16 protein-coding genes and 1 pseudogene are annotated in these 23,068 nt (G+C 67.3%); 5 read left to right on the top strand and 12 right to left on the bottom strand.

The window, feature by feature from the left end; all coding sequences use genetic code 11:
- Positions 1-769: 769 nt before the first annotated feature.
- A complete protein-coding gene (locus ABD256_RS26260; RefSeq protein WP_344424297.1) occupies positions 770-3,295 on the bottom strand; it encodes an N-6 DNA methylase in 2,526 nt (841 codons plus the stop codon).
- Positions 3,296-3,496: 201 nt separating this feature from the next.
- On the opposite strand from ABD256_RS26260, the pseudogene ABD256_RS44485 reads away from it, so the two are divergent.
- A pseudogene (locus tag ABD256_RS44485) lies at positions 3,497-3,640 on the top strand (transposase); the annotation flags it as partial.
- Between the two features lie 75 nt (positions 3,641-3,715).
- Here ABD256_RS44485 and ABD256_RS26255 read toward each other — a convergent pair.
- Both ABD256_RS26255 and ABD256_RS26250 read right to left on the bottom strand, forming a co-directional pair.
- Complete coding sequence (locus ABD256_RS26255; protein WP_344424294.1) at positions 3,716-3,916, bottom strand: DUF397 domain-containing protein; 201 nt, start codon at positions 3,914-3,916, stop codon at positions 3,716-3,718.
- A gap of 27 nt (positions 3,917-3,943) precedes the next feature.
- The gene (locus ABD256_RS26250; RefSeq protein WP_344424289.1) at positions 3,944-4,765 is read right to left on the bottom strand and encodes a helix-turn-helix domain-containing protein; all 822 of its coding nucleotides are present in this window, start codon (positions 4,763-4,765) and stop codon (positions 3,944-3,946) included.
- Between the two features lie 396 nt (positions 4,766-5,161).
- On the opposite strand from ABD256_RS26250, the gene ABD256_RS26245 reads away from it, so the two are divergent.
- On the top strand, positions 5,162-5,356 hold the full coding sequence (locus tag ABD256_RS26245; protein ID WP_344424286.1) for a hypothetical protein: 195 nt from the start codon (positions 5,162-5,164) through the stop codon (positions 5,354-5,356).
- Positions 5,357-5,406: 50 nt separating this feature from the next.
- Positions 5,407-5,616 (top strand): hypothetical protein, encoded by a 210-nt coding sequence (locus ABD256_RS26240; RefSeq protein WP_344424283.1) that lies wholly within the window; start codon positions 5,407-5,409, stop codon positions 5,614-5,616.
- A 4-nt stretch (positions 5,617-5,620) separates the two neighbouring features.
- Here the strand turns inward: ABD256_RS26240 and ABD256_RS26235 are convergent, their stop codons facing one another.
- From ABD256_RS26235 to ABD256_RS26210, 6 genes are read right to left on the bottom strand one after another with little or no spacing between them, the layout of a single operon-like run.
- Positions 5,621-6,739 carry a hypothetical protein gene (locus ABD256_RS26235; protein WP_344424280.1) on the bottom strand — a complete coding sequence of 373 codons (1,119 nt, stop codon included), beginning with the start codon at positions 6,737-6,739 and terminating at the stop codon, positions 5,621-5,623.
- Positions 6,736-7,941 carry a TIGR02679 family protein gene (locus ABD256_RS26230; protein ID WP_344424277.1) on the bottom strand — a complete coding sequence of 402 codons (1,206 nt, stop codon included), beginning with the start codon at positions 7,939-7,941 and terminating at the stop codon, positions 6,736-6,738. Before ABD256_RS26230 ends, ABD256_RS26235 begins: the two co-directional genes overlap by 4 nt.
- Positions 7,938-11,999 (bottom strand): TIGR02680 family protein, encoded by a 4,062-nt coding sequence (locus ABD256_RS26225; protein WP_344424275.1) that lies wholly within the window; start codon positions 11,997-11,999, stop codon positions 7,938-7,940. The genes ABD256_RS26230 and ABD256_RS26225 overlap by 4 nt, the downstream gene beginning before the upstream one ends.
- Complete coding sequence (locus ABD256_RS26220) at positions 11,996-13,321, bottom strand: DUF2398 family protein (RefSeq protein ID WP_344424272.1); 1,326 nt, start codon at positions 13,319-13,321, stop codon at positions 11,996-11,998. Before ABD256_RS26220 ends, ABD256_RS26225 begins: the two co-directional genes overlap by 4 nt.
- Positions 13,318-14,799: a TIGR02677 family protein gene (locus ABD256_RS26215; RefSeq protein WP_344424269.1), complete on the bottom strand. Its 1,482-nt coding sequence runs from the start codon at positions 14,797-14,799 to the stop codon at positions 13,318-13,320. Before ABD256_RS26215 ends, ABD256_RS26220 begins: the two co-directional genes overlap by 4 nt.
- A 42-nt stretch (positions 14,800-14,841) precedes the next feature.
- Positions 14,842-16,317: a plasmid pRiA4b ORF-3 family protein gene (locus tag ABD256_RS26210; RefSeq protein ID WP_344424266.1), complete on the bottom strand. Its 1,476-nt coding sequence runs from the start codon at positions 16,315-16,317 to the stop codon at positions 14,842-14,844.
- Between ABD256_RS26210 and ABD256_RS26205 the strand changes: the two genes are divergently transcribed.
- Positions 16,310-16,699, top strand: coding sequence for a DUF7711 family protein (locus ABD256_RS26205; RefSeq protein ID WP_425546523.1), 390 nt, complete (start codon positions 16,310-16,312; stop codon positions 16,697-16,699). The two genes, ABD256_RS26210 and ABD256_RS26205, sit on opposite strands and share 8 nt — an antisense overlap.
- Positions 16,700-16,985: 286 nt before the next feature.
- The gene (locus ABD256_RS26200; protein ID WP_344424260.1) at positions 16,986-17,870 is read left to right on the top strand and encodes a hypothetical protein; all 885 of its coding nucleotides are present in this window, start codon (positions 16,986-16,988) and stop codon (positions 17,868-17,870) included.
- Between the two features lie 236 nt (positions 17,871-18,106).
- Here the strand turns inward: ABD256_RS26200 and ABD256_RS26195 are convergent, their stop codons facing one another.
- From ABD256_RS26195 to ABD256_RS26185, 3 genes are all read right to left on the bottom strand, one after another.
- Complete coding sequence (locus ABD256_RS26195; RefSeq protein ID WP_344424257.1) at positions 18,107-18,907, bottom strand: SWIM zinc finger family protein; 801 nt, start codon at positions 18,905-18,907, stop codon at positions 18,107-18,109.
- Complete coding sequence (locus ABD256_RS26190) at positions 18,900-21,905, bottom strand: DEAD/DEAH box helicase (RefSeq protein WP_344424253.1); 3,006 nt, start codon at positions 21,903-21,905, stop codon at positions 18,900-18,902. The genes ABD256_RS26195 and ABD256_RS26190 overlap by 8 nt, the downstream gene beginning before the upstream one ends.
- Positions 21,906-22,064: 159 nt before the next feature.
- Complete coding sequence (locus tag ABD256_RS26185) at positions 22,065-23,066, bottom strand: alpha/beta hydrolase (RefSeq protein ID WP_344424250.1); 1,002 nt, start codon at positions 23,064-23,066, stop codon at positions 22,065-22,067.
- Between the last annotated feature and the right edge of the window lie 2 nt (positions 23,067-23,068).

Genomic DNA, 23,068 nt, shown 5'->3' with positions numbered 1-23,068 from the left:
CAGCGCAGACATCAACTCCCGGTCGCCCCGGGGAGAACGGGCGCTTCTCGGCACCGGTCGCCGTCACCGTACTCGTGAACGGTCGTCGACGGCTGCTATCCTCCCGCGCTATGGATTGAGGCGATATGTGAACTGAATACACCGAATCTGTCACAAGTCCCAGAGATGCTGACGGCGCGCAGCGAGCATCGACGACTGCGCCAAACGCAGCTGTACTGGGTGTACCAGAACATAACCTCGCTGACGCTCGCAGCAGCAGCGACCCCGTCCCACGAGCCGGTCCGAACCCGTCGAATGCTGGCCGAATCGGGCCTGAGGCTCTTCGCCACCCCATTGGCAGCCACACAGTCAACCTCACCGCGGCCTCGTAGCAGCTTGTGGGCTGCGGTCGCCGACTCGGGCGCCAAACTGCGGCTGCCCCATCCCGTCGTAGGTTTCTCGTGGTCACGAGGAATCCCTGTCGACCTCAAATCTGAGCACTGGGACCGCTTACCGCCGAAGTCGAGCCGCGTCCCAGGAGGCTACACAGCAGCCTCGGCCCACCTGGGCCCTCGACCGTCACGCAGACGTGTGACGACCTCGGTCACGTCGCCGCCCGGTGGCGATGGTCGCCGTCCGAATACGATCTACAGCGCTGCGAGAGCGCGCCCCCGCAGCGCTCGAGACTCCCTCGTCAGGTCCGCGCCCAGGTCGCGCAGCAACCCGGCGACGTTCGCGGCTAGGGCCTCCATCTCCGCGGCGGTCAGCGGTCGACGTCGGGGCTCAGCACTCACGTCACGGGCATTTCACTGATGTCGCCGTCGGTGGCACTGTCATCAGCATCGAAACTCGCGAATCCGCTAAATGCGGACCGGGCCTCAGAAAGTCGACTCAGTGACAACTCCTGCTCCTCCCGCGCATGCTTCTCCGCAGCGCGGAGCTCCGTCGAAACCCGCCGCTGCATTTCGACCGTCAGATCCATCGGCACGATAATGGAATTGGCGTGATCGACAGTCAGCTCAATGAGGCCGGTCGAACCGGAGAACAGGCGATTAGATTGTACACGCCCAAAACCCACCCGCAGGTAGTCGGCCAGATAATGCGGGTCAATAACATTCGGATCTATACGCAAAATCGTCACGTGACCATCCGCAACGGCGGGATCAGTCGAGTCATAAACGGCGCTCTTTCCTAGAGTGCCGTCACCCGTCGAGGACAGCAAGACATCGCCAACCTCAAGCTTGCACTTGCCAGGCAGGTCGTCGTATACAGCCTTCTCAATCCAGTCTCCAGAGTCAACAACCTCTCCGTAGCTCGTGATCGACGATCCGGCCTTGACGACCTGCGCATAACCGTCTTCTCGATCAACATAAAGTGCCGCAGTAGGGCTCTTGCCACGATCTGTATCAATCTGGTTCAGCTCAAGAAGTGTCTTTCCGCCGCGAGAGCGAATCTCGTCGATCTGCTCCCTCACACGCACGTCCCAATACTTGAAGTCCAGACGCTTCACCCCGTTCGCCCGGATATCCGCGCTGGACACCTTGAAGGCGCGCCAGTGATCGCCGTTAAAGTCTCCGCGATCCACCTTATCCCAGATTTCAGCCATGTCAGAGCGGAGCTGAGCAAAGGCGAAACCGCGGATGGTCTCACCGGAAGGGTGAAAACCCAAATTACTCAGAGCAATGAAGAGGACATCGTAATCGTCGAGTGGATCCTCTTCGGCCTCGTCAAATCTTTCGAGAACGAGAACGCTCGACTTAACCGTGATCTTGTTTGGCTTAAACGTGCTCGCCGGAAGACTCACCACTGCACGAACCCGAGCGTTATCCAAGATGAACTCGCGCGTACCCCTCGCGGTGTCGGTATTCAAAGCACCGTCGTCAATTACCGTACAGACGGTGCCCTGCGGCCTGACGGCTTTCAGCATCCGCTGCAGGAAGAGAAGTTGCCCCTTCTTCGTAGGCACAGGGTACGCCGCCAGATCGTCAGCAGACAGGTCCGACTCACTGGTGCCAAACGGGGGGTTGCTGATGATGAGGTCGTATGCGCCTTCTTCGAGAGACCACAGTTTGGTGCGAACTTCGAGACTGTTCGCAGCCTCAATGTTTGTGTGACCATCCCCGGATATGATCATGTTCATCTTCGCGGACGAGGCAACACCAGGATTGGCGTCAATCCCGAAGAAGGTTTCCGCCATCAGCTTCCGTCGAATCATCGTTGCCGCTGCCGGCGTCAACGTCCGAACTGCCCGTCGACGAGCGATCTCGTCGAGCGCATCCTTTAGGAGGAAAACTAGGAATCCACCCGTACCGCACGCTGGGTCTAGAACTTTCATACTCTGTCCGGCGGCGACGGAGTTGACGATAAGCTGCCTGCCGACGAGTTCTAGCATAAGTTCGACGAGGGGGCGCGGAGTGAAGTATTGCCCCAGCTTCTTACCCTTGAGGGTAGCCCTCACGAAGTACTCGAAAGCAGCACCCTTCGTATCCAAACCACTGTCGGTAAACGACACCTTGGACAACTCGGTCACGAGGTAGTGGTACGTCTTTGCCTGCTTCAGCTTCAGACCCTCGGTGATGACGTCGCCGTAGATCTTCCGATTCTGAGCGATCATGCTGTCGACGAGCGTCTTCACCTCGTCAGCCTTTACTTCCGGCCGATCGGCGAGTTCATGGAACCGAGCGGAGTAGGGCAACTCAATCTGACTCGTCGAGTCGTCCGCCTTCTCTTCTAACAGGCGCAGGAAGAGGAACTTCGAGAAGTCGGCGAAGGCGTTGTCCTCGTTCTTTTCAAGGTTTCGGATCTTGTTGTGACACCGCGCGAATAGCGCGTTCAACTGCTTCAGCGGCAGTCCTGGTCGATACGGAAGCGTCTCGTCTTCCTCATCAAGCGACACTGCGGTCGGGTGCGCCCGCAGCCATTTGATGAGCTTCGGCAGCTGCGACTTGTGCGGAAGCATTGCGCGTCCGCTTCGACGGCCGTTAATGCTGAGGGCAGCCCGGGTCGACGTGTTGATGAGTTCTAGGTCTTGGCCATTCGTCAGCGCCACGAACGGCACCTTCAGAGACAGGCCATAGTTGATCGCCTGAGTCCGGTCAGCCTCAGTCAGCTTGTGCGACCGACGCTTTGCCTCAATCAGGAACTTCGGAGTTCGACCGCCAGCAGTGACACTAATGTCGACAAACCTCTTGGTGGGCGTGCCCTCGGTCGGGACCTCGAACGAGATGTCCTTATCGATGTCGTAACCACGGCGCACGAGGTAGGGCAAAATCCTCTTAACAACGGTTTCCGTTTCAGAGATTGGCCGGGTCGACACGAGATTCCACCCTTCCTTGCTGTGGCGGCAACGGCATGGAAACTCCGCAGCCTACTGAGCAGTGGGCAGTCACCTGCGACTACGGCAGTCGGCGGCGTGTCCCGGTTCATGCTAGGGCATGTCTGATGGACCTTGATCTTCAGGTCCACTGGAGCCCGCTTCTTGGGTAGGGAGTTGGTGTCGGATACGGCATGACCGGCGTTGGAGCCATTGCTACCAGATCGGTCGTCGCACCAGGGCGGGCTGTGGCGTGACCACCGGCAGGTGATCGACGTCATCGCCTACAACTACCAGGCAGGTGTGTCGTGGCGGGACGTGCCTGACCGATTCGGGGCATGGCAGGCGCTGAATGAATGGTCTGTCGCGGTCAAGCGCAGGGACAAAGCACGCGACCGGCGGCTCCCCGACTCGCGAGAGGGACTAGTCGAGTTTGGCGGCTTTGGTGGTGGCGAGGAAGGCGCGCCAGGCGGTGGGGGTGAAGTAGTGCGGGGGGAGGGTGCGGTCCTTCGTGTCGCGGACGTAGCGGCCGCCGTCGGGGGTGGTGGCTACCTCGACGCAGGCGCCGCCGTTGTTGCTGCTGTAGCTGCTCTTGCGCCAGTTCAGCGCAGGGAGGTCCGTCATGACCGCCCCTTCCTCTTCGCCCAGGTCCTACATCTCTTGGGCGATTTTACGCAACAGGGCAACACTGTCGGTTGGTGAGAGCGCGACCTGCTGTGTCCGCGCGAAGACATCGGCGTAGCGGAGGAGGTCTGACGACCGCTCGAAGTACATGCCGCCGCGCTCGTTCTCCACGTGCACCAGGTCGATCTCGTCGACATCGGGGAACTTCAGCATGTAGAAGGGGCCACCCATCGCTGCGTGTGCGCCTGCGCTGAACGGCACGATCTGGATGTTGGCGTGCTGCTTCTCGATGACCGTGATCAGGTACTCCAACTGGTTCCGCATCACGTCTGGACCGCCGACGACGCGGCGGACAGCGCCTTCGTTCACCAACGCGGTGATGTCGTGGTCCTGCAGCCGTAGTTGGCGCGCCTGACGGAGATCGACAACGCGATGACCAGCGGCTTCGGACGCCTCGGGGTTGCCAGCTTGGAAGCCTGCGCGGATGTAGCCGGAGGTCTGGAACAGGCCGGGGACGAACTCGGATTCGTAGATCAGGATCTGGTCGGCATCGGCTTCCAGGCTGGCGTAGATCTCGAACCAGTCGCTGATGACATCGGAATACGACTCCCACCAGCCGCGTTCTCGGGACTCTTCGGCGAGGCGGATCAGGCGGTCGGTGTCGCGTTTGCTGACGCTGTAGATCTCGCAGAGCTTGTAGACGTGCCGCGCCATGATGGCGTTGCGGCCGTTTTCGATCCGGGTCAGTGACGGTTGCGAGATGCCGAGCTTCTTCGCGACTGCGGACACTCGCATGTCGCACGCCTCGCGCAGGCGACGCAGTGTTTTGCCGACGTAGCGGCGTCGCACGCCTGGTCCGGGCGTAGCGGGCACAGTGGCTCCCTTCGTCGTCGAGAGCATAGACGGGTTCACCTGCATCGAAAGAGTGAATCACTCTTGATGACTGGCAACAGCGTATATACGTGTCGTACGTTGATGCGGCCCGGTCCTCAGGTCTGCCCAGGTCCGAGGGCCGGGTCTGACCAAGCGTGGGAGGCGCCGTATGAAGACCGCCGGGAAGTGGATGGCTGAGGAGTTGGGTGTGTCGGATCGGCGGCGGCATTTCGTGCCGCGGGGTGCGCGAGCGTGGTTTGACGCCGAGGGGCATCTGATGGGGTACGTCGCGGGGTGCGGCGCTGCGTGCATCGCGGCGGACGGCAGGTACCTCGCGAGGATGCGCGAGTGTGCCGCGTGCGGGAGGCGCTGATGGATCCGGTCGATCGCGCGCTCGTGGACCGGGTCGAGGCGCTGGCGCGGGGTGTCGACCGCACGGCGCCGATCAGGCTTTCGCACGAGCGCAATCCTGATCAGTTTGCCGAGAACCTCCGCGATCTTGGGCATGAGTTCGTTGATCTTGGCAAGTGCTTGCTCGCCCGTGTCGACGAAATCGACGACAAGTGAATCGGCTCTCGGACGAGGAAGTGCTTGAGCGGACGGGGTTTTTGCTCAGGATGTTCGCTAACGAGCGGCATTCGTTGGGTGAGGCGCTCGACAATCTGCTCGCTGACCTCGACGACCTGGTCACGATCAGCGAGCGGCACGCCTACCAGGACGACGATGACCGGCGCGCCGCGGTCGGCAACGCGCGGTGGATCCGGGACGCGACGTTGCGGCAGCTCACTGAGGCTTACGCGCAGCATCCGGAATGTCCCTGGCGCTGAGGTGTCACAGTCCGGCTCGGGTAAAGCGCTCCTGCAGGCTTGGTTTGCGGCGGTGTGCGTCGCGTAGTTGCTCGTAGCGCTTGGCGAACTTCTGCTGCTCCCCGGTTCGCGCGCTGACGGACTTGAGGTCGGAGAGCAGGGCGACCGCGGCGTCGTAGTTGTCGGGGCGCTTGGTTTCGATGAGGCTATCCACCTGGCGCCACGCGTCGTCACCAGCAGCGGCGACCTCGTCGAGGCGGCGCTCGCGTGCTGCCGCTTGGGCGCGTTTGCGTCGCTCGCGTTCTTCGGCGGCGAGGCGGGCGGCTTGGCGTTGTCGTTCGGCTTGCCGCGTCTCGGCGGCGTCGAGGAGGTCGCCGACGGTACGGGTGCCGGTTTCCGGAGCGTCCGTGTGTTGGCGGCGGAAGAGTTGCTTCACTTCGGCGGCGACGTGCGGATCGCCGGTTACCGTCCGGACCAGGAGGGCGTCTTTGTCCTTCTGCGGCAAGGCTTTCACGAACGCGGCGAGGTCGGCGTCCACCTCATCCGCTTGGCCGCTGGCTTGCGCGGCGACGGCGAGCAGGTTTTCGTCGATTCGGAGGAACTCGGCCAGGGTGCGCAACGGGCCGTTCAGGGTGGCGAGGCCGGGTGGGACCGGTGGCTCCAGCTCGTCCAGATCGAGGTCGGTTTCCGCGGCCAGCAGCCAGACGAGGTACAGCGCGCGGTGGTCGCCGCCGGCGAGGTCGGCGCGGATCGGGATCAGTTCACCGAGGCGGGTTTCGTCGCTTTCGGTCCACTCTCCCTCTTCGATTTCGGAGCGGAGGTCGAGGATCAGGTTGTCGCCGTGTCGTCGTACGGAGACGTCATCGCCGCAGCAGTAGCGTTCGGCGACGGCGAGGTCCAGAAGCCGCTCGGGGATCCTGAGCATGAGCTGGTGGGTTCTCCAGTTCGCGGTGTAGAGGAACGCGTCGAAGTAGCGCTCGACCATGGTCGCCGGGTTACCGCGGAAACTGCCGAAGTGGTATTCGTTGACGAACTTCGTCGCGGTGATGTCCGCACGCGTGGACAGCTCGCGAAGCTCCGCTTGCTGCTGATCGTCGAGGGGTTCGTCCACGGCGAGGAATTCGTAGTACTGGTATTCGCTCACGGTCGCAGATCTTCCAGGAGGGTGGGGATCAGGCGTTCTTCCATGATGGCTCGGCCCGCGGCCAACATGGACGACGCCAGCGCGGGGTCCCAGGGGCTGTCGGTTGGAGGGCCTTTCAACGGTTCCGAGTCGCCGGTTTCCAGGGCGGTTTCGTAGTCCACAGTGGTCATTCGCCACGGGAGGGCCCGGTAACGCGCGATTGCGGAGGTGGTGGTGCGCAGGCCGGTCCAGTCGAAGTCGCCGCGCCAATGAATCTGTCCGCGGTAGGCCGATAGGAGTCGATGAAACGCGGCTGACGGTTGGCCTTCGGTGCAGATCAGGGTGGCGGAGTCCCGGGCCAGTTCGCTTGCTGCGGCACGGAGGACGGCGGGGTTTTCGCAGACGTAGACGGCCCCGCCGGACGGGGCCACGGGGTCGGTGGCTAGCTGGTGCAGGGTGAGGCGGAACGGGATGCCGAAGTCCGCGGCATCGTTCAGCCAGCCTGCCACCACGTGATCATCTTCGGTGCGCACGTTCAGGACCAGGACCTGGCTGGCCAGGTCGTCGACGATCACCCCGGCCGCTTCCCAGCGTTCGCGCTGGGAAGCGCGGGTCACCGGGGCCGGGACGCCGTCGCGTTCGGCGAGGGCGCGCAGGACCAGCGAGGCCAGCGGGGTGCCCGCGAGTGCTTTGGTGTTGCCGGTGGCCCATTCGGCTAGGACGGGTAGCGGCAGGTTCTCGGCGGGGAGGCGGTTCAGGACCTCGCCTGCCCAGCCAAGCACGTCCGCGTCGCCGCGGCGGACGAGGCGGGTCGCGGTGCCGTCGGTGGACAGCGCCGCCCACCATCGTTCGAACCAGTCGGAACCGGCGTGCGCGGGGCAACGGGCGTGGAGATCAGCTAGGGCAAGGGTTTTCGCTTCTTCTTCTGACGCCTGTTCGGCGGGGCGGTTGCGGACCGGGCCGTCACGTTCGGCCAGTACTGCCAGCAGTCCCCGGCCGTGCGCGTCCCTCAATGCGGCGTCCACTTCGGACAGATCCAGGCGCAGGGATGCGACGCTCGACGGGCGGTGGTGGCCGGTGATACCGATGACCACACGGCGTTCCTCGTCGGTCGGCTTCGCCAGGCCGATGGTGCCGGAGACCTCACCGCCGGAACGTTCGATCTTGCGGCGTGCCGCGGCCAGGATGCGCTGCCAGCCGGGGTCATCTCCTACAGCAGTCACAACAGCGTCCCTGATGAACTCGTGGGTCGGCGGCGGGTGCCGGGCGAGCCCAGCTCGGTGGCCAGGTCACCGGACGGCGAATCGGCCAGTATTCCAGTGCCGTCCCAGACCACCAGCAGTGCGCTCACCGTGTGTTCCGCCGCGGAGTGCGAGAGATCGTAGTGCGCGCACGCCGGGACGGTCGCGTAGGTGGCCCAGAGGTCGTAGCCGGTCATGAACAGGTCCAGGTCGAACTGCGCGGTCAGCGCGAGGAGTTCGCTGCGGCCGTTGTCGTCCACCCCGGCGAAGGCTTCATCCAGCGCCAGCAGCCTTGGGCAGTCGGGCGACGCGGAACTCAGCAGCACATGGGCTGCGGCGAACAAAGGCAGGTGCAGGGACACCGACTGTTCGCCGCCGGAAAGCGTGCTGTGCCTTGCTTGTGTGAGACGTTCTTCGGTGCCATCGGGGGCCACCAGGGCGAACGCGAAGACCCGCCACTTCCGGTAGTCGAGGACGTCGGCGAGCAGCTCGACGTAGGAGCGGTTTCCGGGTAGCGCGCGGGCCATCTTGATGCGGGCGGCGAAGTGCTCGCGCATGCGGGCGAGGTCGTCCGGGCCTAGGCGCGACGCGTCGCGTTCGAGCAGACGGCAGATTTCGCGCTGGGCCTCGTCCAGTGAATCCGCCAGCTCCCAGCGGACGCCGATGCCCGTTCCGGACGACATCCGGCGGGCGCGCATTTCGGTGTTCATCTGGCCGATCAGGTCGCGCGCGTCGACGGTGCGGTCGTGGATCTGCTGGGCGAGGCGGCCGAGCAGCGCGTCCTCCAGGATCCGCCGTTCCGAGTCGGTCAGCAGCAGTTCCTGGTCACGGCGGGCGGCGTTGATGCGGCGCGCGAAGTCGCCGATCGACGCGAACCCTTGTTCGTCGGCGACGCGGACGACGATCACGTCACCGTCGCTCTCCCATTCCGGGTGGTAGTCGTGGCCGGCGCGGGCGAGTTCGGTTTGCAGTTCGTCCAGCGCCGAGGAAACCCTTGTCTTGCTTGACTTCAGCGACGACTCGCTCGGCCGCAGGTCGGCACCGACGGCGTGGATCCCTTCGAGGAGGGCGAGCACGCCTTCGGGCAGCACGGACTCGTCGAGCCATGCCTCGTCACTGGCGGGCCAGGCCGGGCCCGGCGGCACCTTCAGCAGGTCCAGCAGCTCGCGCCGGGCGTACGGTTCGAGTCGTCGGGCATCGGTTCTGGTTTCGGCGATCGCGCTCTGGGCCGCGGCCGACGCCGTCTTGACCTCGCCCTCGGCGAGCGCGGCCACCTCGACCGCTTTGGTATGGGCTTTTCTGGCGATGCCCTGTTTCCCGTTCAGCTCACCGACGAGGCGGCGGGTCTTCGTCACCTCGTCCAGCACGGCCTGCACGTCGGCGCCGACGGACTCGTGGAGGGTCCGCAGCACTTCGGCCTGCTCGGCGTGCCTGCTCTCGGCTTCTTCCGCATCGTCGGCGGTGGTCTTCGCGCTCACTTCGGCCTCGGCGAGCAGCCGCCCGGCCACATCGACCTGCCCGGAAACGGTGCGCTCGTCACGACGTGCGGCGGTCAGTTCCGCGGCGGATTCGCGGAACCGGTCGACGGCGGCGGCCACCTGGTCGACGGTCTCAGCGGGCAGCGAACGTTCCGAAGCGACCTTGGCCAGCCTGCGGTCGCAGTCGGCGACGGCGGCGACCGCCTGGTCCAGCTCCAGCCTGGCGTCGTCCAGGGTGCCGCGCCGGACCCGCAGCTCGGCGGCGGCGGCCGTCTGCCGTTCGAGCGCGCGGAGGATGTCGCCCACGGACGGCAGTTCCGCGCGTGCGGTGTCGACCAGCTCCAGCCAAGACCGCACCTCGGCCAGCGCGTTTTCCAGTCCGGCAAGGGTTTCTTCGGTTGTTTCGATCTGCGCGCCGATCTCCGCGAGGCGCGTCTCCCGGCGACGTTGCCGGGCGGTGACGCCGATGTACTCGGCGTCCGGCTTGTGGTGCGCACCGACCTGGATGCCTTGGGCGAAGCCACCTTCCGCGGAAATCGTCGGCGCGGACGGGACCGGATCGATGGTGCCGAGTGCGACCGAACTCAGCACGGCGGTGATCAATTCCGCGCCGACTGCGACGTTTTCTTCCGGCTTGAGGACGTCGGCCAGCGTCGGCCCGGACGGACGTCGCTCGACCGGTAACGGGACCAGCCTGGCGTCGGACTCCAGCGTCGCGGATTCCTCGTCGAGCCAGGCGTCCAGGAGGTTCGCGGCTTCGAGGGCCGCTTCGATCGCGGCCGCGCGCTCGTGCGTGACCTCGTCGGTGAACCGGACGAGTCGCCACAGCGGTGCGCCCGGTCTGTCCACACGGGACGCAGTGCGCGCGGCGAACGGCTCCGGCGCTTCGTCCTTTTCGGACGCGATGTTCTTGTGCTTTTCCCTCAGCACGGCGAGTTCCGCGACGATCTGTTCGCGGTCCGTCGTCAGCCGGTGCAGGTTTTCACGACGTTCCTCGACACGGTCGCGAACCAGTTCGTCGAACCGTGTCGGCAACGCGGGCGCGTCGGGCTCGCCCACCTGGTCCACCGCGGCGGCGAGTTCGTCGTGGACGTCCGGGAGTTCGGTTTCGTGGCGCGACCACCAGACCGCCAGCCGCTCCACGGCCGTCGCACGGGCTCGGGTGACATTCTCGGCGGCCTGGTTCTCGGCCGCGGTGGCTTCGTCGACCTTGACTTCGGCTGCCCCGTAGATGTTCTGAGCCGCGGTGCGCCGGCTCTGGACTTCGCGAAGTTTGCCGAGTGCGTCCCGGACGGCCTGGACATCGTTCTGCCGCTGCTCGACTCGCCCGGCTACGCGCGTCCCGAATTCGGGGTCCGCGACCGCGTCCTCCGGTGTCCAGGCGATCGCGGCGTCTCCGGCGGCTTCGGCCAGGTCCGCGGCGCTTCGGGCGACCGCGGCCTTGGCGTCGGCGAGTCCGCGACGAGCCCTACTCAGGTCCTCCGTCCGCGCCTGCTCGGCTTCGGCCGCGCGCGTGGCCTGGGTACGAGCGGTGCGCGCCGACGCGGCCAACCCCTCGACCAGTTCGCCGAGCTGCTCCAGTTTCGCGCGGTCGTCGGTGTAAGCCTTGCTGCGCTGCAACGATTCCAGGTGCGCCTGCTGTGTCCGCAGGTCGCGCTCGATCCCGTCGAGCACGGTCTGGGCGTCGTGACGTCGCTGCGCTTCGGCCTCTCGCCGCATCTCAGCGGCGGCCAGTTCTTCTCGCGCCTTTTCGACCGCGTCGAGCCGTGTGGTGACGATGTCGGCCGCCGCGCGGGCATGCGTACGCAGGTAAGTCGTGTAGTTGCTGACGAACGCCGACGCCGCTTCGTCGGCCTTGACGAGACCATCCAGGGTGCGCTGCACGCTTTCCATGTCGTCGAACGACCGGGCGGCCTCGGCGATCATCTCCTCGTCCACCGGCCGCAGCCCGTCGGACAACGTGCGGGAAAGGCCCTTGGGGTCGAGGTTCTTGGCAAGCTGCGGGCGCCGTAGCGTCAGCACGAGGGTGAGGAGCTGCTCGTAGCGTTCGGCGCCGAGACCGAACAACCGCGCGTCGATCGCCGCCCGGTGCAGCGGCGGGCTGTCGGTCACCTGGTCCGCGCCGATCTCGGCGACGAGCTGCTTCTTCGTCAACGGGCGATCATCGTTGCCCAGCAAGGAAAAGTCGACGCCGACGCGACCGTCGACGACGAAGTACCACCGGGTCACCCGCTCGTTGTGCTTCTGGGCGCGCAGGCCGACGCCGACCGTCACGGCCTCATCATCGCGGCCGAATTCGAGCCAGACGTAGGAATGCGCGGTGTCCTGCCCTCGGTAGAGGAGGTTGGACTTCATGGTGCGTTCCTCGCCGGCGAACGGGTTCAGCCGTCGCGGGTCGATGCGGCCGTCCAGGACGAACGGGAACAGCACCTCCAGCGCCTTCGTCTTGCCGGAGCCGTTCGGGCCGCGCAGCACCAGCCGCCCGCCAGCGAAGACGAACTCCTCGTCGCGGTAGTCCCACAGGTTGATGACGCCCGCCCTGGTCGGGGAAAACCGGGTCACGGGGCTTCACCCAACATGTCGAAGAGCGACGGCTCCGCCTTCCGCTTCCGCACCTCGACCACGACGTTTCGATAGCGCGCGAGCAGCGGCAACGCCAACACTCCCCCTTCGACCGGTGCCAGTATCCGCAATTCCGTGAGCAGGCCGACGGCCGCTTCCAGCAGGCGCGGCGGATCCGCGCGCCACTGGGCGGCGAACGTGGTGCCGTACCGCTCGACCAGCCTGGACATCGTGGTGGCCAGCCAGCCCGATTCCAGCAGCGGGCAGCTCATTCCTTCCTCATCGGTAGTGCGGGTTACCTCGTCGTCCACGAGTTCGCGGAACACCCCCGCCCGGGGTAACCCGGCGTCGACCTCGGCGGTCAGCTTCTGCCGGGACGGCGGCGCCATCCGCGCCGGTTCGGGCAGGTCGGGTGATTCGAGGCGGTCGGCGATCTCGCCGATGAGCAGCAACGCCGTCTGGGCGACGGTGCCCGACCCGGGAAACCGCCGGTCGGTGAAGCCTCCGGCGTTGTCGAGCAGCGCCACCCCTTCGGCCCGGCGCTCGACGGCGAGCCCGGTGATCCGCTCGACGTCGGCGACCGCGTTGCCGTTGCGCAGCACGTTGGCGACCTCGACGCTCGACTCGGCGAAGTAGACGACCGGCTGTTCGAGCAGCGCGCGCCGGGCACGTTGACCCACTTCGCGGCGGCGGGTGTCGCGACTGCCCGCCGTTGATTGCGTGAGCAGCGCGGTGACGCTCGGGATGTGCTGCAGCACCCGCGCCGGGCGGTAGATCGCGAACACGATGTCACGGTCGATGTCGTAGAGCGCTTCGCCCGCGTGCGGATCGTCGGCCCAGCGGCGCGCGCTGCCGTCCGCGAGCCGCAGCGCGCCGCGGGTCTCCAGCCAGGCGACCGCGTCGACGAAAGCGTTGCGGTCATTCGGTTTCTCCGTGGACAGGCCGAGTCCGTCGATGCGACCGGCGTCCGCGGCCACGGTATCGGCCAGCTCGGACAGGGAAAGTTGGGTTCCGGCACGCCCGAGCGCGGCCATGGTCAGCGCCAGGTAGGCGTAGCGGCGGCGATCGAACGGGCGGTCGGTCGAGGTGCGTGCCGCCTGCACGGCGTCCAGGTGATCGACGACCCGGACGAGCCGGGCGGTGGTCGCGGACAGTTCGAGCCGGTAGCCGAAGTTCTCGTTCAGGTCGGGGGTGAGGTCGTCGGCCCAGCGGCGGATCAGCGGAAGGGCGCGCTCATCGGGATAGGTTTCGGTGATCAGCGGGTTGACCAGCAGCGTCCGCGCGGCGCGCTGGTACGACGCCTGTTCGAATTGGGGAATCACGACGTCACCGTCAGCGTGAGCCGGTCCAGGTGCAGGCGGCCGCGCACGGTGGTGACCGTGGTGGATTCCGGGTTCGGCCGCAGGGTCAGCTTGACGCCGTGGGCCGCTCCGCTCGCGCCGGTGACCCCGGAAACCGGGACGCGCGCGCTCAACGCCAGGTCGAGCAGGCTCAGCAAGAGCTCGGTTTCCGCTTCGCTGAGTGTCCGGCCGTAGACGCCGCCTTCGGTCAGGTCCCGTGCCGCGGCCCGGTTGGCTTCCTGCTCGGCGAGCTGGCGTTCGCGCAGGCGGCGCCGGCCCGCGTCGTTGCGCTCGACCCGTGCCGGCGCGCCTGGTGCGGCGGTCTTCCCGGTCTCCACCAGTGTCCGCGAGATTTCGACCGGGGGCGCCTCCCACCAGGAACGCCGTGGCGGCACGAGTTCCGGGTCGGGATGGGCGACGCCGACATGGCGGGGGCGTCCCAGGTTGAACGTGGCGGCGAACAGAGCGTGCGCGGCTTCGTCGCTCGGCACGCCGGTGAACCAGGTCGCGAGGTGCCGGAGCTGGCTCTCCCTGCTGACGCCGCCGCGGCGGGCTTCGGTGACGCGCCGCAGCAACGCGAGCACTGCGGAGATCGCGCTAGTTGTGCCAGCCTGGAGTCGTTCCGCCTCGCTAACCGCATCTTCGGATCGGAACCAGTGCACGAGGCCGGCCCAGCGATGCCGCCAATCGGCGAGCCGCTCGGCCGGTGCCTGAAAGAGCCGTTCGTCCGCGCTCGCCGCGAGTTCCACCAGCCGCTCGACCCCGCCCGCTTCGACCTCGGCGATCGCGGCGGTGAGTTTCGGGGTGTACCTGGCCAGCTCGGAGCTGAATTCGCGCATGTGGGCGAGCAGGCTGTCCTTGTGCGCGAGGAAGGCTTCGGCGCTCGTTTCGCTCGTCCTGGCGAGGTCACCGAGCAGCAGGTAGAAGCGCGCCGCTCGCTCGGCCATGTCGTTCAACGCGGCGTCCAGCCGGGTGAACTTGCGGTAGACCCCTTCGGCATCGCCTTCGACGTTCGCGGAGGCCAGTGCCTTCAGATCCTCCAGCAGCTCGGGAAAGACCAGCCGGGACAGGGTCGCGTCGTCGAGGCTGGCGCCGAGAACGTCCTCCACAGCCCGGTATGCGCGGTAACCCGCCTGGGTGAACTGGTAGACGTAGTGCCGGTTCCGGTATTCGGCCAGCGTCGCGGCTCGGGCGCCGTCGTAGCTGCGATCCAGGATCTGCCAGGAATACAGCTGTTCCAGTAGCGGCGTGACGTCCTCGATCTCCACGCCGAGTTCCGCGAGGTTGGCCGCGACGTCGCTGGCGTGGAGCAACACGACGTAATTGGCGCGGGCCCGTTCGAAAGCCCGGAGGACTGCCAGGTACTCGGCGCGTTGCGGCGCGGTGGCGAAGCTGAAGAGGCGCAGCCGGTCGTCGACGGTGAAGACGTCGATTCCGAATACCTCGGCCTCCTCTGACATGCCGTTATCGTCTCAGAAGCTCGTCACCAGGTCGGCGGCGGTTCACCGCGGGTCGTCCGGTGGCCAGCGCCAGTCGGGGCGTGTTGTCGCGGGGAAAGGGGGGCGTGTTGTCGCGGGGAAAGGTTCGATGCCCAGGAAGTGGCGGTAGGCCGCGTGTACCCATGCCGCGGTCGTGTCGGGTGGGAAGCAGACGTCGGTCAGTGCTATTTCACCTTTGCCGTGGGTGCCCTGGCATACGGCGAACGGGCCGCGCAGCAGTTCCTCGTAGTGGAGTTCCAGCACGGTGACCGGGTGCCCGAGCACGCTGGCTTCCGCGGGCAACGCGAGTTCCTCGTCCAGCACGGTGACGAACGAACCGAGTTGTTCCTCCTCGTCGTGGGCATCGGCGAGGATCTGCTCGATCACCGCGTCGAAGGGCGAGTCGTCCGCGATCAGGGCCGAGCTGAGACGGCGGTTGATGTCGTCCTGGTCGAACTGGATCGTGCGGTGGTCGGAGTCCTCGACGGGAACGGGTCCCTTGCCCGCTACGCAGGTGGGGTAGGTGAGCGACTCGTCGATGTCGAGCGTTCGTTCCAGTTCGATGTCGTGGCGCCAGCTGTCGCCGAAGTCGTAGGTGTAGTGGATGCGTTTGCGCGCGCGGGTGAACGCTTCGCCGACGGTGATCTCGTACTCGTCGTTCTTGTCGTAGCCAGGGTCTCCGTAGTGCCGGGTTCCCACCGTGAAGCCGTGCAGGTGGTCGTTGTCCCAGCGCAGGGCGGCCTGGATCACCCTGTCCAGCTCGCCGAGGGTGGCCGTCGAGGGGACGAGGACCCGCCGCCAGCAGGCCGGACTCCACTTCACCAAGGTGATCTTGAGCTGGCAGATCCGGTCGGAATCAACATAGGGCCGCGTCTGCACGATGTCGTCACCGCGGCGGGTCACTTCCGACAGTGCCCAACGGCCGGGTTCGGTGAGCTGCCGGGGGCCGGTGGCCACGCCGAACTCCACGAACAGGTCGCGCAGGGTTGAGACCGAATCCTCGTAGTTCGCGGCGGATCGCAGCCGGGAAATGGCCGGGTCGTACCTCGAGAGCAACTCGTGCCCGGCGTGGTGATGGACTTCGTCGAACGTCTTCGCCCTGCCAGAGGCAAGTGCGTTGAGCAAGGCGCGGCCCAGACGGAGCGCCGCGAAGCCCTCTTCGTCTTCGAAGTTCGCAGCGAGCGCGGCGGCGAACGCGGTGAGCCACAGATCCAGGGTGATCTCGGTCGGCGGACCGGCCTTCGCGACACTCGCTTCGAGCGAGATCAGGTCCGTCGCGACGGCGGCCGACCACAGTCGACGCCAGCGAGGGACGTCCGCGGCTGAGCGGAACTTCGCCGGGATCGGCACCCCGGTGGCCGCGCTCGCGATCCGGAGGTCGGCCGGGCGCAGCACGCCTTTGCCGGTCACCGGCTTGCCGTCTCCCACCCACGCCCGGATCCGGAGGATCTGGTCGAAGGCCACGCAATCCCGGGCAAGCTTCGTCACAGCGGTGGTCACGGCCACACGGTACGAGGGTCGTGCACCTGGCTCGACGACGGGCCGTTGGCGGGGCTCGCGTGTGTTCGGCGAGGTGGTCGAAGGTGCCGAGCCGGTGGAGCACGTAGAGATTGCGTTCGTGCTGAATCTGCCGGCCGAGGAGGTGCCCTGGGCCTCGACGCCGCACGCGACGGCTTGGCTGGTCGAGTTGCTGCGGCTGGCGGCTGAGGATCTTCAGGCTTCGCTCGCGCAGCTGCGAGAGGTGCGCGACGGGTACTGGGATCGCGGGTGGCGGCGGGAGCACCGCGGGCTCGGGCGGTATCCGGAGAACTACCTGTGGGATGCGGTCGAGGGGTACCTCGACCTGCTCGATGCGACGGCGGGCGAGCCCGGGACTCGGTAGCTCCCCCGTCACCAGGCCCCGGCTACGTGCTGGTGAAGCGCTCCGACCACCGGCTTTTGCGCGATCGCAGAGGGTGGCCGTATCTCCTCGGACGCGCGGTCGGTGGTCAGGTTGCGTCGGGTGGCGAAGTTTGCCCGCGCAGTCAGGGGCGGGCAGAAGTTCGTGCAACTTTGGGCTTTGGCGGCGATTTGCAGCAACTCCGAACGGGTCGGGGCGTCTTTCCCAGCAGAGATTCACCACAGACTCGATTGGGGTTAAGAAAATGGGTTCCACCACGATGAAGTCGATGAGGGTCGCGCTGGTCGGCGGGGCGGTCGCGGCGGCAGCATTGCTTTCCGCGTGCAGTGGAAATGGTGCGGCCGGAAATGGTTCCGCCGCTCCCGCTCCGATCAAGAACATCGCGGACACGGCGGCATTCCACGGCACCGCGAAGGGGAACAACTCCGCGGCCAAGGGCGGTTCTTCCGGCGGGGTTTCCGGAGTGCCGACCGGCGACGTCAACTGCAGCGAACTCGGCGGCAAGGTCGGCCTTCCCGGAGGCCCGCAGGTGGACCTGGTCGCGATCGCGTCCCCCGACGGCACGACGGGGTGCACCGAGGCGTTCAACGTCATCAGCGAGTACTACGAGAAGGTGCCGACGGAGGGCGAAGGTCCCGGCCAGAAGGTCATCGACATCACGGGTGGCTGGGACTGCGCCAAGGCGGAGGAGCCCGCGGGCAGCCAGGGTGCCGTGTACTGCGGCAAGGGCGCCACCGGTCTCCGCGTCGAGACCAAGCCGAGCGAGAACTCCACGCCGGCGAGCCCGCCCAAGCTCCGGTTCCCGAACACCACCCAGACCGTGCAGTTCACCGGTTTCGACAACGCCACGAACATGGCCCAGTTCAAGCTGATGAAGTGGAAGTCGGGCGGCCCTGACGATGGCCAGTACGTGGAGGTCCCCGGCGACACCAAGACCTACCGGCTGCCGCTGCACGAGCACGGCCAGGTGTACAGCGCGGCCACCATCTGCTCGGGCGGCGACGTCACCATCGACGACAAGGGCTTCGGCAGCAAGCCGTGCACCCCGCTGGAGCTGCTGGAAGCGCTGAACGGTGGCACCCCGCCGCTCGCCCAGATCCACGTCGACAACGACGACCGCATCGCCACGGTCAAGGAGATCTACCACCCGTGACGGGTGACCCCCAGGGGGTTTGAAAACAGGGTGGACCGAATGCGGCGGCCGGGAACTTCTCCCGGCCGCCGCATTCGTTCGCTCAGCTTGCCGGTCGAGGCGTGGGACCACCCGTGGTCGATGATTCCTCTTGCCGCGGAAGGAGTTCTCGGCCTGGTCGCGCGGTCGGATGGGGTGTTCGAGCTGACGACTTGCCCGGACCGCCTCCGCACAGCCGCACCACGTGAACGACAAGCTCAGTGGTCGTACGCGAGGTCGTCGAGTGCTTGGTAGGCCGGGCGCAGCAGGTCGGGGAGGGTGTGGCCGCGCAGGGTGAAGGTGGTCGCGGGGAGTTGGTCCAGCAGGGATGCGGGGTCGCTGGCCGGTGCGGTGGCACTGGGGAGATCGGCTTGCAGGGCATAGAAAGCGGCTGGGGTGGTCGGCAGCGCGGGGCCCACCGGGGAGGTGCCGGCTCGGGCGGTTCGCAGGTTGGCGAGTAGTTCGTCCCGGGTGCGGCCGCGCCAGGTGAGGATGGTGAAGGGGTCCTCGTCGAAGGCTTCGGCCAGCAGGTAGAAGGCGGCGGCCAGGTGTTTGCACGGGACCTGGAAATCCGGGCAGGAGCAGTCCATGGACAGGTCCCGCGCGCCGGTCGGGAAGAGCGGGAGGCCGAGGTCGGCGAAGACGGCTTCGATGTCTTCCGGCATTTCGCCTGCGAGGAGTTTGGCTGCGTACCAGGCGTTTTCGGCGAGCGTTCGTTCTACTTTGGACCAGTCTCGTTTGTCGAAGGCGGTGATGCCGATGCGGACCCGGTACGGGGTCGCGCTGCTGCCCTGGACCCTGGCGGTCGCGGAACCCGCGGTCACCTCCAGGGAGATCACCTGGCCCCGGCGGGCGTAGTTGCGGCCTCGTTCGAGCCTGCCGCCCATGCCCATTTCTTCGAGCACCCCGACGAAGCGTCCTGACCACCAGGTTCGCGCGATCGCACCCCGCTTGCTCCGGGCTTGCAGGCCACCGGCCACCGCACGCGGACGCGCCTTCGGGAACCACCTGTCAGTCATCGACAGCTCCTTCGGTGAGGGCGAAGACGGCGCGCAGGTCTGTTGTGGACAGTTCGGTCAGCCAGCTTTCGCCATCGGAGACGACCAGGTCCGCGAGGGCCTTCTTCTCCTCGATCAGGTCGTCGATCTTTTCTTCGAGGGTGCCGGTGCAGACGAACTTGTGGACGCCGACGGTGCGTTGCTGGCCGATGCGGAAGGCCCGGTCGGTGGCCTGGTTTTCCACGGCGGGGTTCCACCAGCGGTCGAGGTGGATGACGTGGTTCGCGGCGGTGAGGTTCAGGCCGGTGCCGCCCGCCTTCAGGGACAGCAGGAAGATCGGCGGGCCGTCGTCGGCGGAGAAGGCGGTGACCAGGTCGTCGCGGCGCTTCTTGGTGGTGCCGCCGTGCAGGTAGGCGATATCGGTGCCGAAGCGCGCGGACAGGTGCGGCAGCAGCAGTTCGGCGAACTCGGTGAACTGGGTGAAGCAGAGCACCTTGCCGCCCTCGGCGATGATCTCGTCGAGGATCTCTTCCAGCCGGATCACCTTCCCCGAGCGCGTGCCGATGGACGAGCGGTCGTGCAGCAACTGGGCGGGGTGGTTGCAGACCTGTTTCAGCTTGGTCATCGCGGCGAGCACGTTGCCCCTGCGCTCGATCCCTTCGGAGTTCTCGATCTTGTCCATCATGTCGTCCACGACGGACTGGTAGAGCGACGCCTGCTCGGTGGTGAGGCGGCAGTACTGCTTCACCTCGATCTTCTCCGGCAGGTCGTCGATGATCGCGGGATCGGTCTTCAGCCGCCGCAGCAGGTACGGCTTGATGATCTTCCGCAGGCGTTCGACCGGCTCGGTACGGCCGTGCCGCTCGACCGGGATGGCGTAGCGCGTGCGGAACAGCTCGGGTGAGCCGAGCATCCCGGGGTTGGCGAAGTCCATCACCGACCACAGCTCGGCCAGCCGGTTCTCCATCGGCGTGCCGGTCAGCGCGACGCGGTGCCGCGCTCGCAGCCGCCGCACCGCCTTCGACGAGCGCGAGGCGCTGTTCTTGATCGCCTGCGCCTCGTCGAGCACCACGCGCCGCCATTCGCGTTCGGCCAGCTCGTCGATGTCGCGGGTGGCCGTCGCGTAGGTGGTGACCACGAGGTCCGTGGCGTCCAGCCGGTCCGCCAGTTCGGTGCCGTGCGGGCGCGAACCTCCGTGGTGGGCGTAGACCCGCAGATCCGGGGCGAACTTCGCGGCTTCCCGCTGCCAGTTCCCCACCAGCGACATCGGGCAGATCAGCAGCGTGGGCCCGGCGTCGGGCTCCTCCGCGCGGTGCGCCGCCTCCAGCGCCAGAAGCTGGACGGTCTTGCCGAGCCCCATGTCGTCCGCGAGGCAGGCGCCCAGCCCGAGCGACGACAGGAAGGCCAGCCAGGACAGCCCGCGCTCCTGGTACGGCCGCAACGTGGCCGTGAACCCGGCCGGTGCCGGCACCGGGCTGAGCGACTTTTCCGCGGTGCCGTCGAGGAGGTCGCCGAGCCAGCCGTCCGCGTGCACGCCCGCCACCGGCAGCGGGATGTCGAGGTCCTCGGGATGGCTCGCGGCCAGTGCGAGTACCTCGGCCGCGGTCATCTTCGGTTCCGGCTTTCGCTTCAGGAACTCCAGACCGCGCCGGAGCTGCTCGGGGTCGACGGTCACCCACTGGCCGCGCAGCCGGATCAGCGGGGCCTTGGTGTCCGCGAGCGAGGCGATCTCCTCGTCGGTGAGGGCCTCGTCATCGCCGACGGCGAGCTGCCAGCGGAACTCCACGAGCTGCTTCTCGCCGAACTTGCCGGCCTTCCGCACCACACCGTCCACGGGAGTGTGCGCGGACGCGGTGAGCGCCAGTTCGCGGCGGCGGTTCCACCAGGTCGGCAGCAGGACACCGAAACCCGCCTCGTCCAGCCGGGGCGCGGCGACCGAAAGGAAGTGGTAGGCGCCGTCGGCGTCCAGGTCGAGGGCGCACGGGCGCGCACGGCGGAGACCCGGTGCGAGCTGCGGGTACACCCGGCTCGCCCGGCCCAGCTCGGCGAGCAGCAGTTCCTGCGGGCGAGCGAGCCACCGGCCGAGTGCGCCCTCGTCGGCCCAGGCGCGCTCGGCCGGGACCACCAGGCTCGGGTCCTCGGCGGACTGCAACAGGAATTCCAGCCGCCACCCTGGCGGGGTTTCCTCCTCGGCGGGGACTTCGGTGAGCCGGAACGTGGCGCGCGCCGGACCGGTCCGCTCCGCGCCGATCTCGTCCCACGGCCGCAGTGCCTCGGCGAGCGGGCCGAGGTCGTCGGCGTCGAACCGGCCGTCCGGGGCGGACAACGCGGCCAGCCACGCCTCGGCCGCGGGCGGCCGGGCCGGCCGGCGGCCGCGGCGCGACGGGACCAGATCCGGTACGGGACCTTCGCGGACCGCGGCGTCGGCCAACGCGTGCAGCACCGCGCCGACCAGCTCGTGCGGCTCGGCGCTGGAGGCCGCGCGGCACACCGGGGGCATCGCGGCGGCGAACTCCTGCGCGGCGAGGACATCACGCCCCCGCAGCACCGGCCGCCACTGCGCGACCGCACCGAGATCGTCGTGTTCGAGCGCGGGCAGCACTCGCCCACGGCCGGCGAGCCCACGCGCGAAAGCCGCGAGTTCCGCGAAATAGCCCCAGGACGCGCTGTGGCGCATGACGGTGCGCTCGGTCAGCGCGGCCAGCGCCGCCGCGGCGTCCAGCGTGACGACGGGCACGATCCACGGCGACAACGCGGGCTCCGACCGCGCGGGCGGACGGGGCGTGATCCGGATCAGTTCCGGCGAATCGAGCGGGGAGGTCCGCGACGACGGCAGCAGGAGGGTGACCTCGTCCGCCTTTCCCGAGACCAGCCCGGCGAGTTCGCCCGCGGGAACGGCGAACGGATGCGGCCGCGCCGAGCGCGTGGCCCGGCTCCGGCTCGTCACCGGGTACCCGGAATCCTCGGCCCACAGGCACAAACCGCCGTCGACCACCCAGAACGCGTGCAGGACCAGCACGTGGCGCCACCTCCCCTCTCGATCGTCTTCGAGAGTAGACGGCCGCGCTGACGGTTCACGCACGACGGATCGTGCGCGAACCGAAACCGGGTGTGCGGCTACGCCGGACCGGACGTGCTCGGCATCCAGCCGGGCAGGACACCGTGACGGTCGCGCGGTTCAGCCCAGTGCGCGCGTCCACTGGGTGACGACCTGCTCGTAGTCGTGGGCGTTCGGGGCGTAGTTGATCGAGTGGCCGTAATCCCGCAGCACGTAGGCCTCCAGCCGCGCGGCGTCCGAGAAGAACGGCGCTTCCGAAGCCCGCAACGCCGCCGACGACGTGCAGTCGCTGCCAAGGGGCTGCCCGCAGAAATGGGTGTCGCCCGCGCCGACGACGGTCAGCACCGGGACGTCGATGCGCTGGGTGAACGGGATCACCACGTTGGTCAGCGCGAGCGTGTCGACGGCCTCGGTCGCCGCGAAAACGTCCTTTGTGGACTCATCGGCCTCGATCGCGCCGGGCACCAGCGGGCCGGGTTTGTGGAATGCCTCGTACCGGGTGCCCGGCCGGGTGGTGAGATAGCCGACGTCGAGGCCGCGCGAGCCGAGCTTCGGGTCGAGCGGGGCCGGGATCATGTTGGCCAGCACGGGAAGCACGGTGATGAAGTTCATCCGGTGCGTCATGTCGGTGACGAGCACGCCGTCGACGTCGTGGTACAGGCCCGCTTCGATCATGGCCATCGCGGAGCCGATCGAATGCCCGCCGACGATCACCCTGTCGAACCGCGGGCGCACCGTCTTGATCACCTGGTGCACGGCGTCGGCCTGCGCGGTGGCGGTGACCAGCGCGGACAGCGGCTTGGAACTGCGCCCGGTGCCGAGCCGGTCGACGGCGAGGGTGGCGATCCCGGCGTCGTTCATCGCCTTGCGGTACGAACGGGTTTCGGGCGCGTAGGCGATGTCCCAGTACGAGCTGTTGTACGTGCCGCCGGGGATCAGCACCTGCACCGTTTTCGCACCGGGCGGCGCGCACAGCTTCCCGTACATCGTCTGCGGCAGGCCGAGCAGCGACACCGGGACCCGGAGGTCTTCGCAGGCGACGGCCGCCGATGCGGGCGCGGGCACGAAAAACCCGCCGAGGAAGAGCAGGACGACCGCGGAGAAGCGGCGGAACGAGCGCACGG

Source organism: Amycolatopsis minnesotensis (assembly GCF_039529815.1).
Classification (GTDB): Bacteria; Actinomycetota; Actinomycetes; order Mycobacteriales; family Pseudonocardiaceae; genus Amycolatopsis; species Amycolatopsis minnesotensis.
The sequence above is the reverse complement of the archived record's forward strand: the minus strand, read 5'-3'. Positions and strand labels throughout refer to the sequence as shown.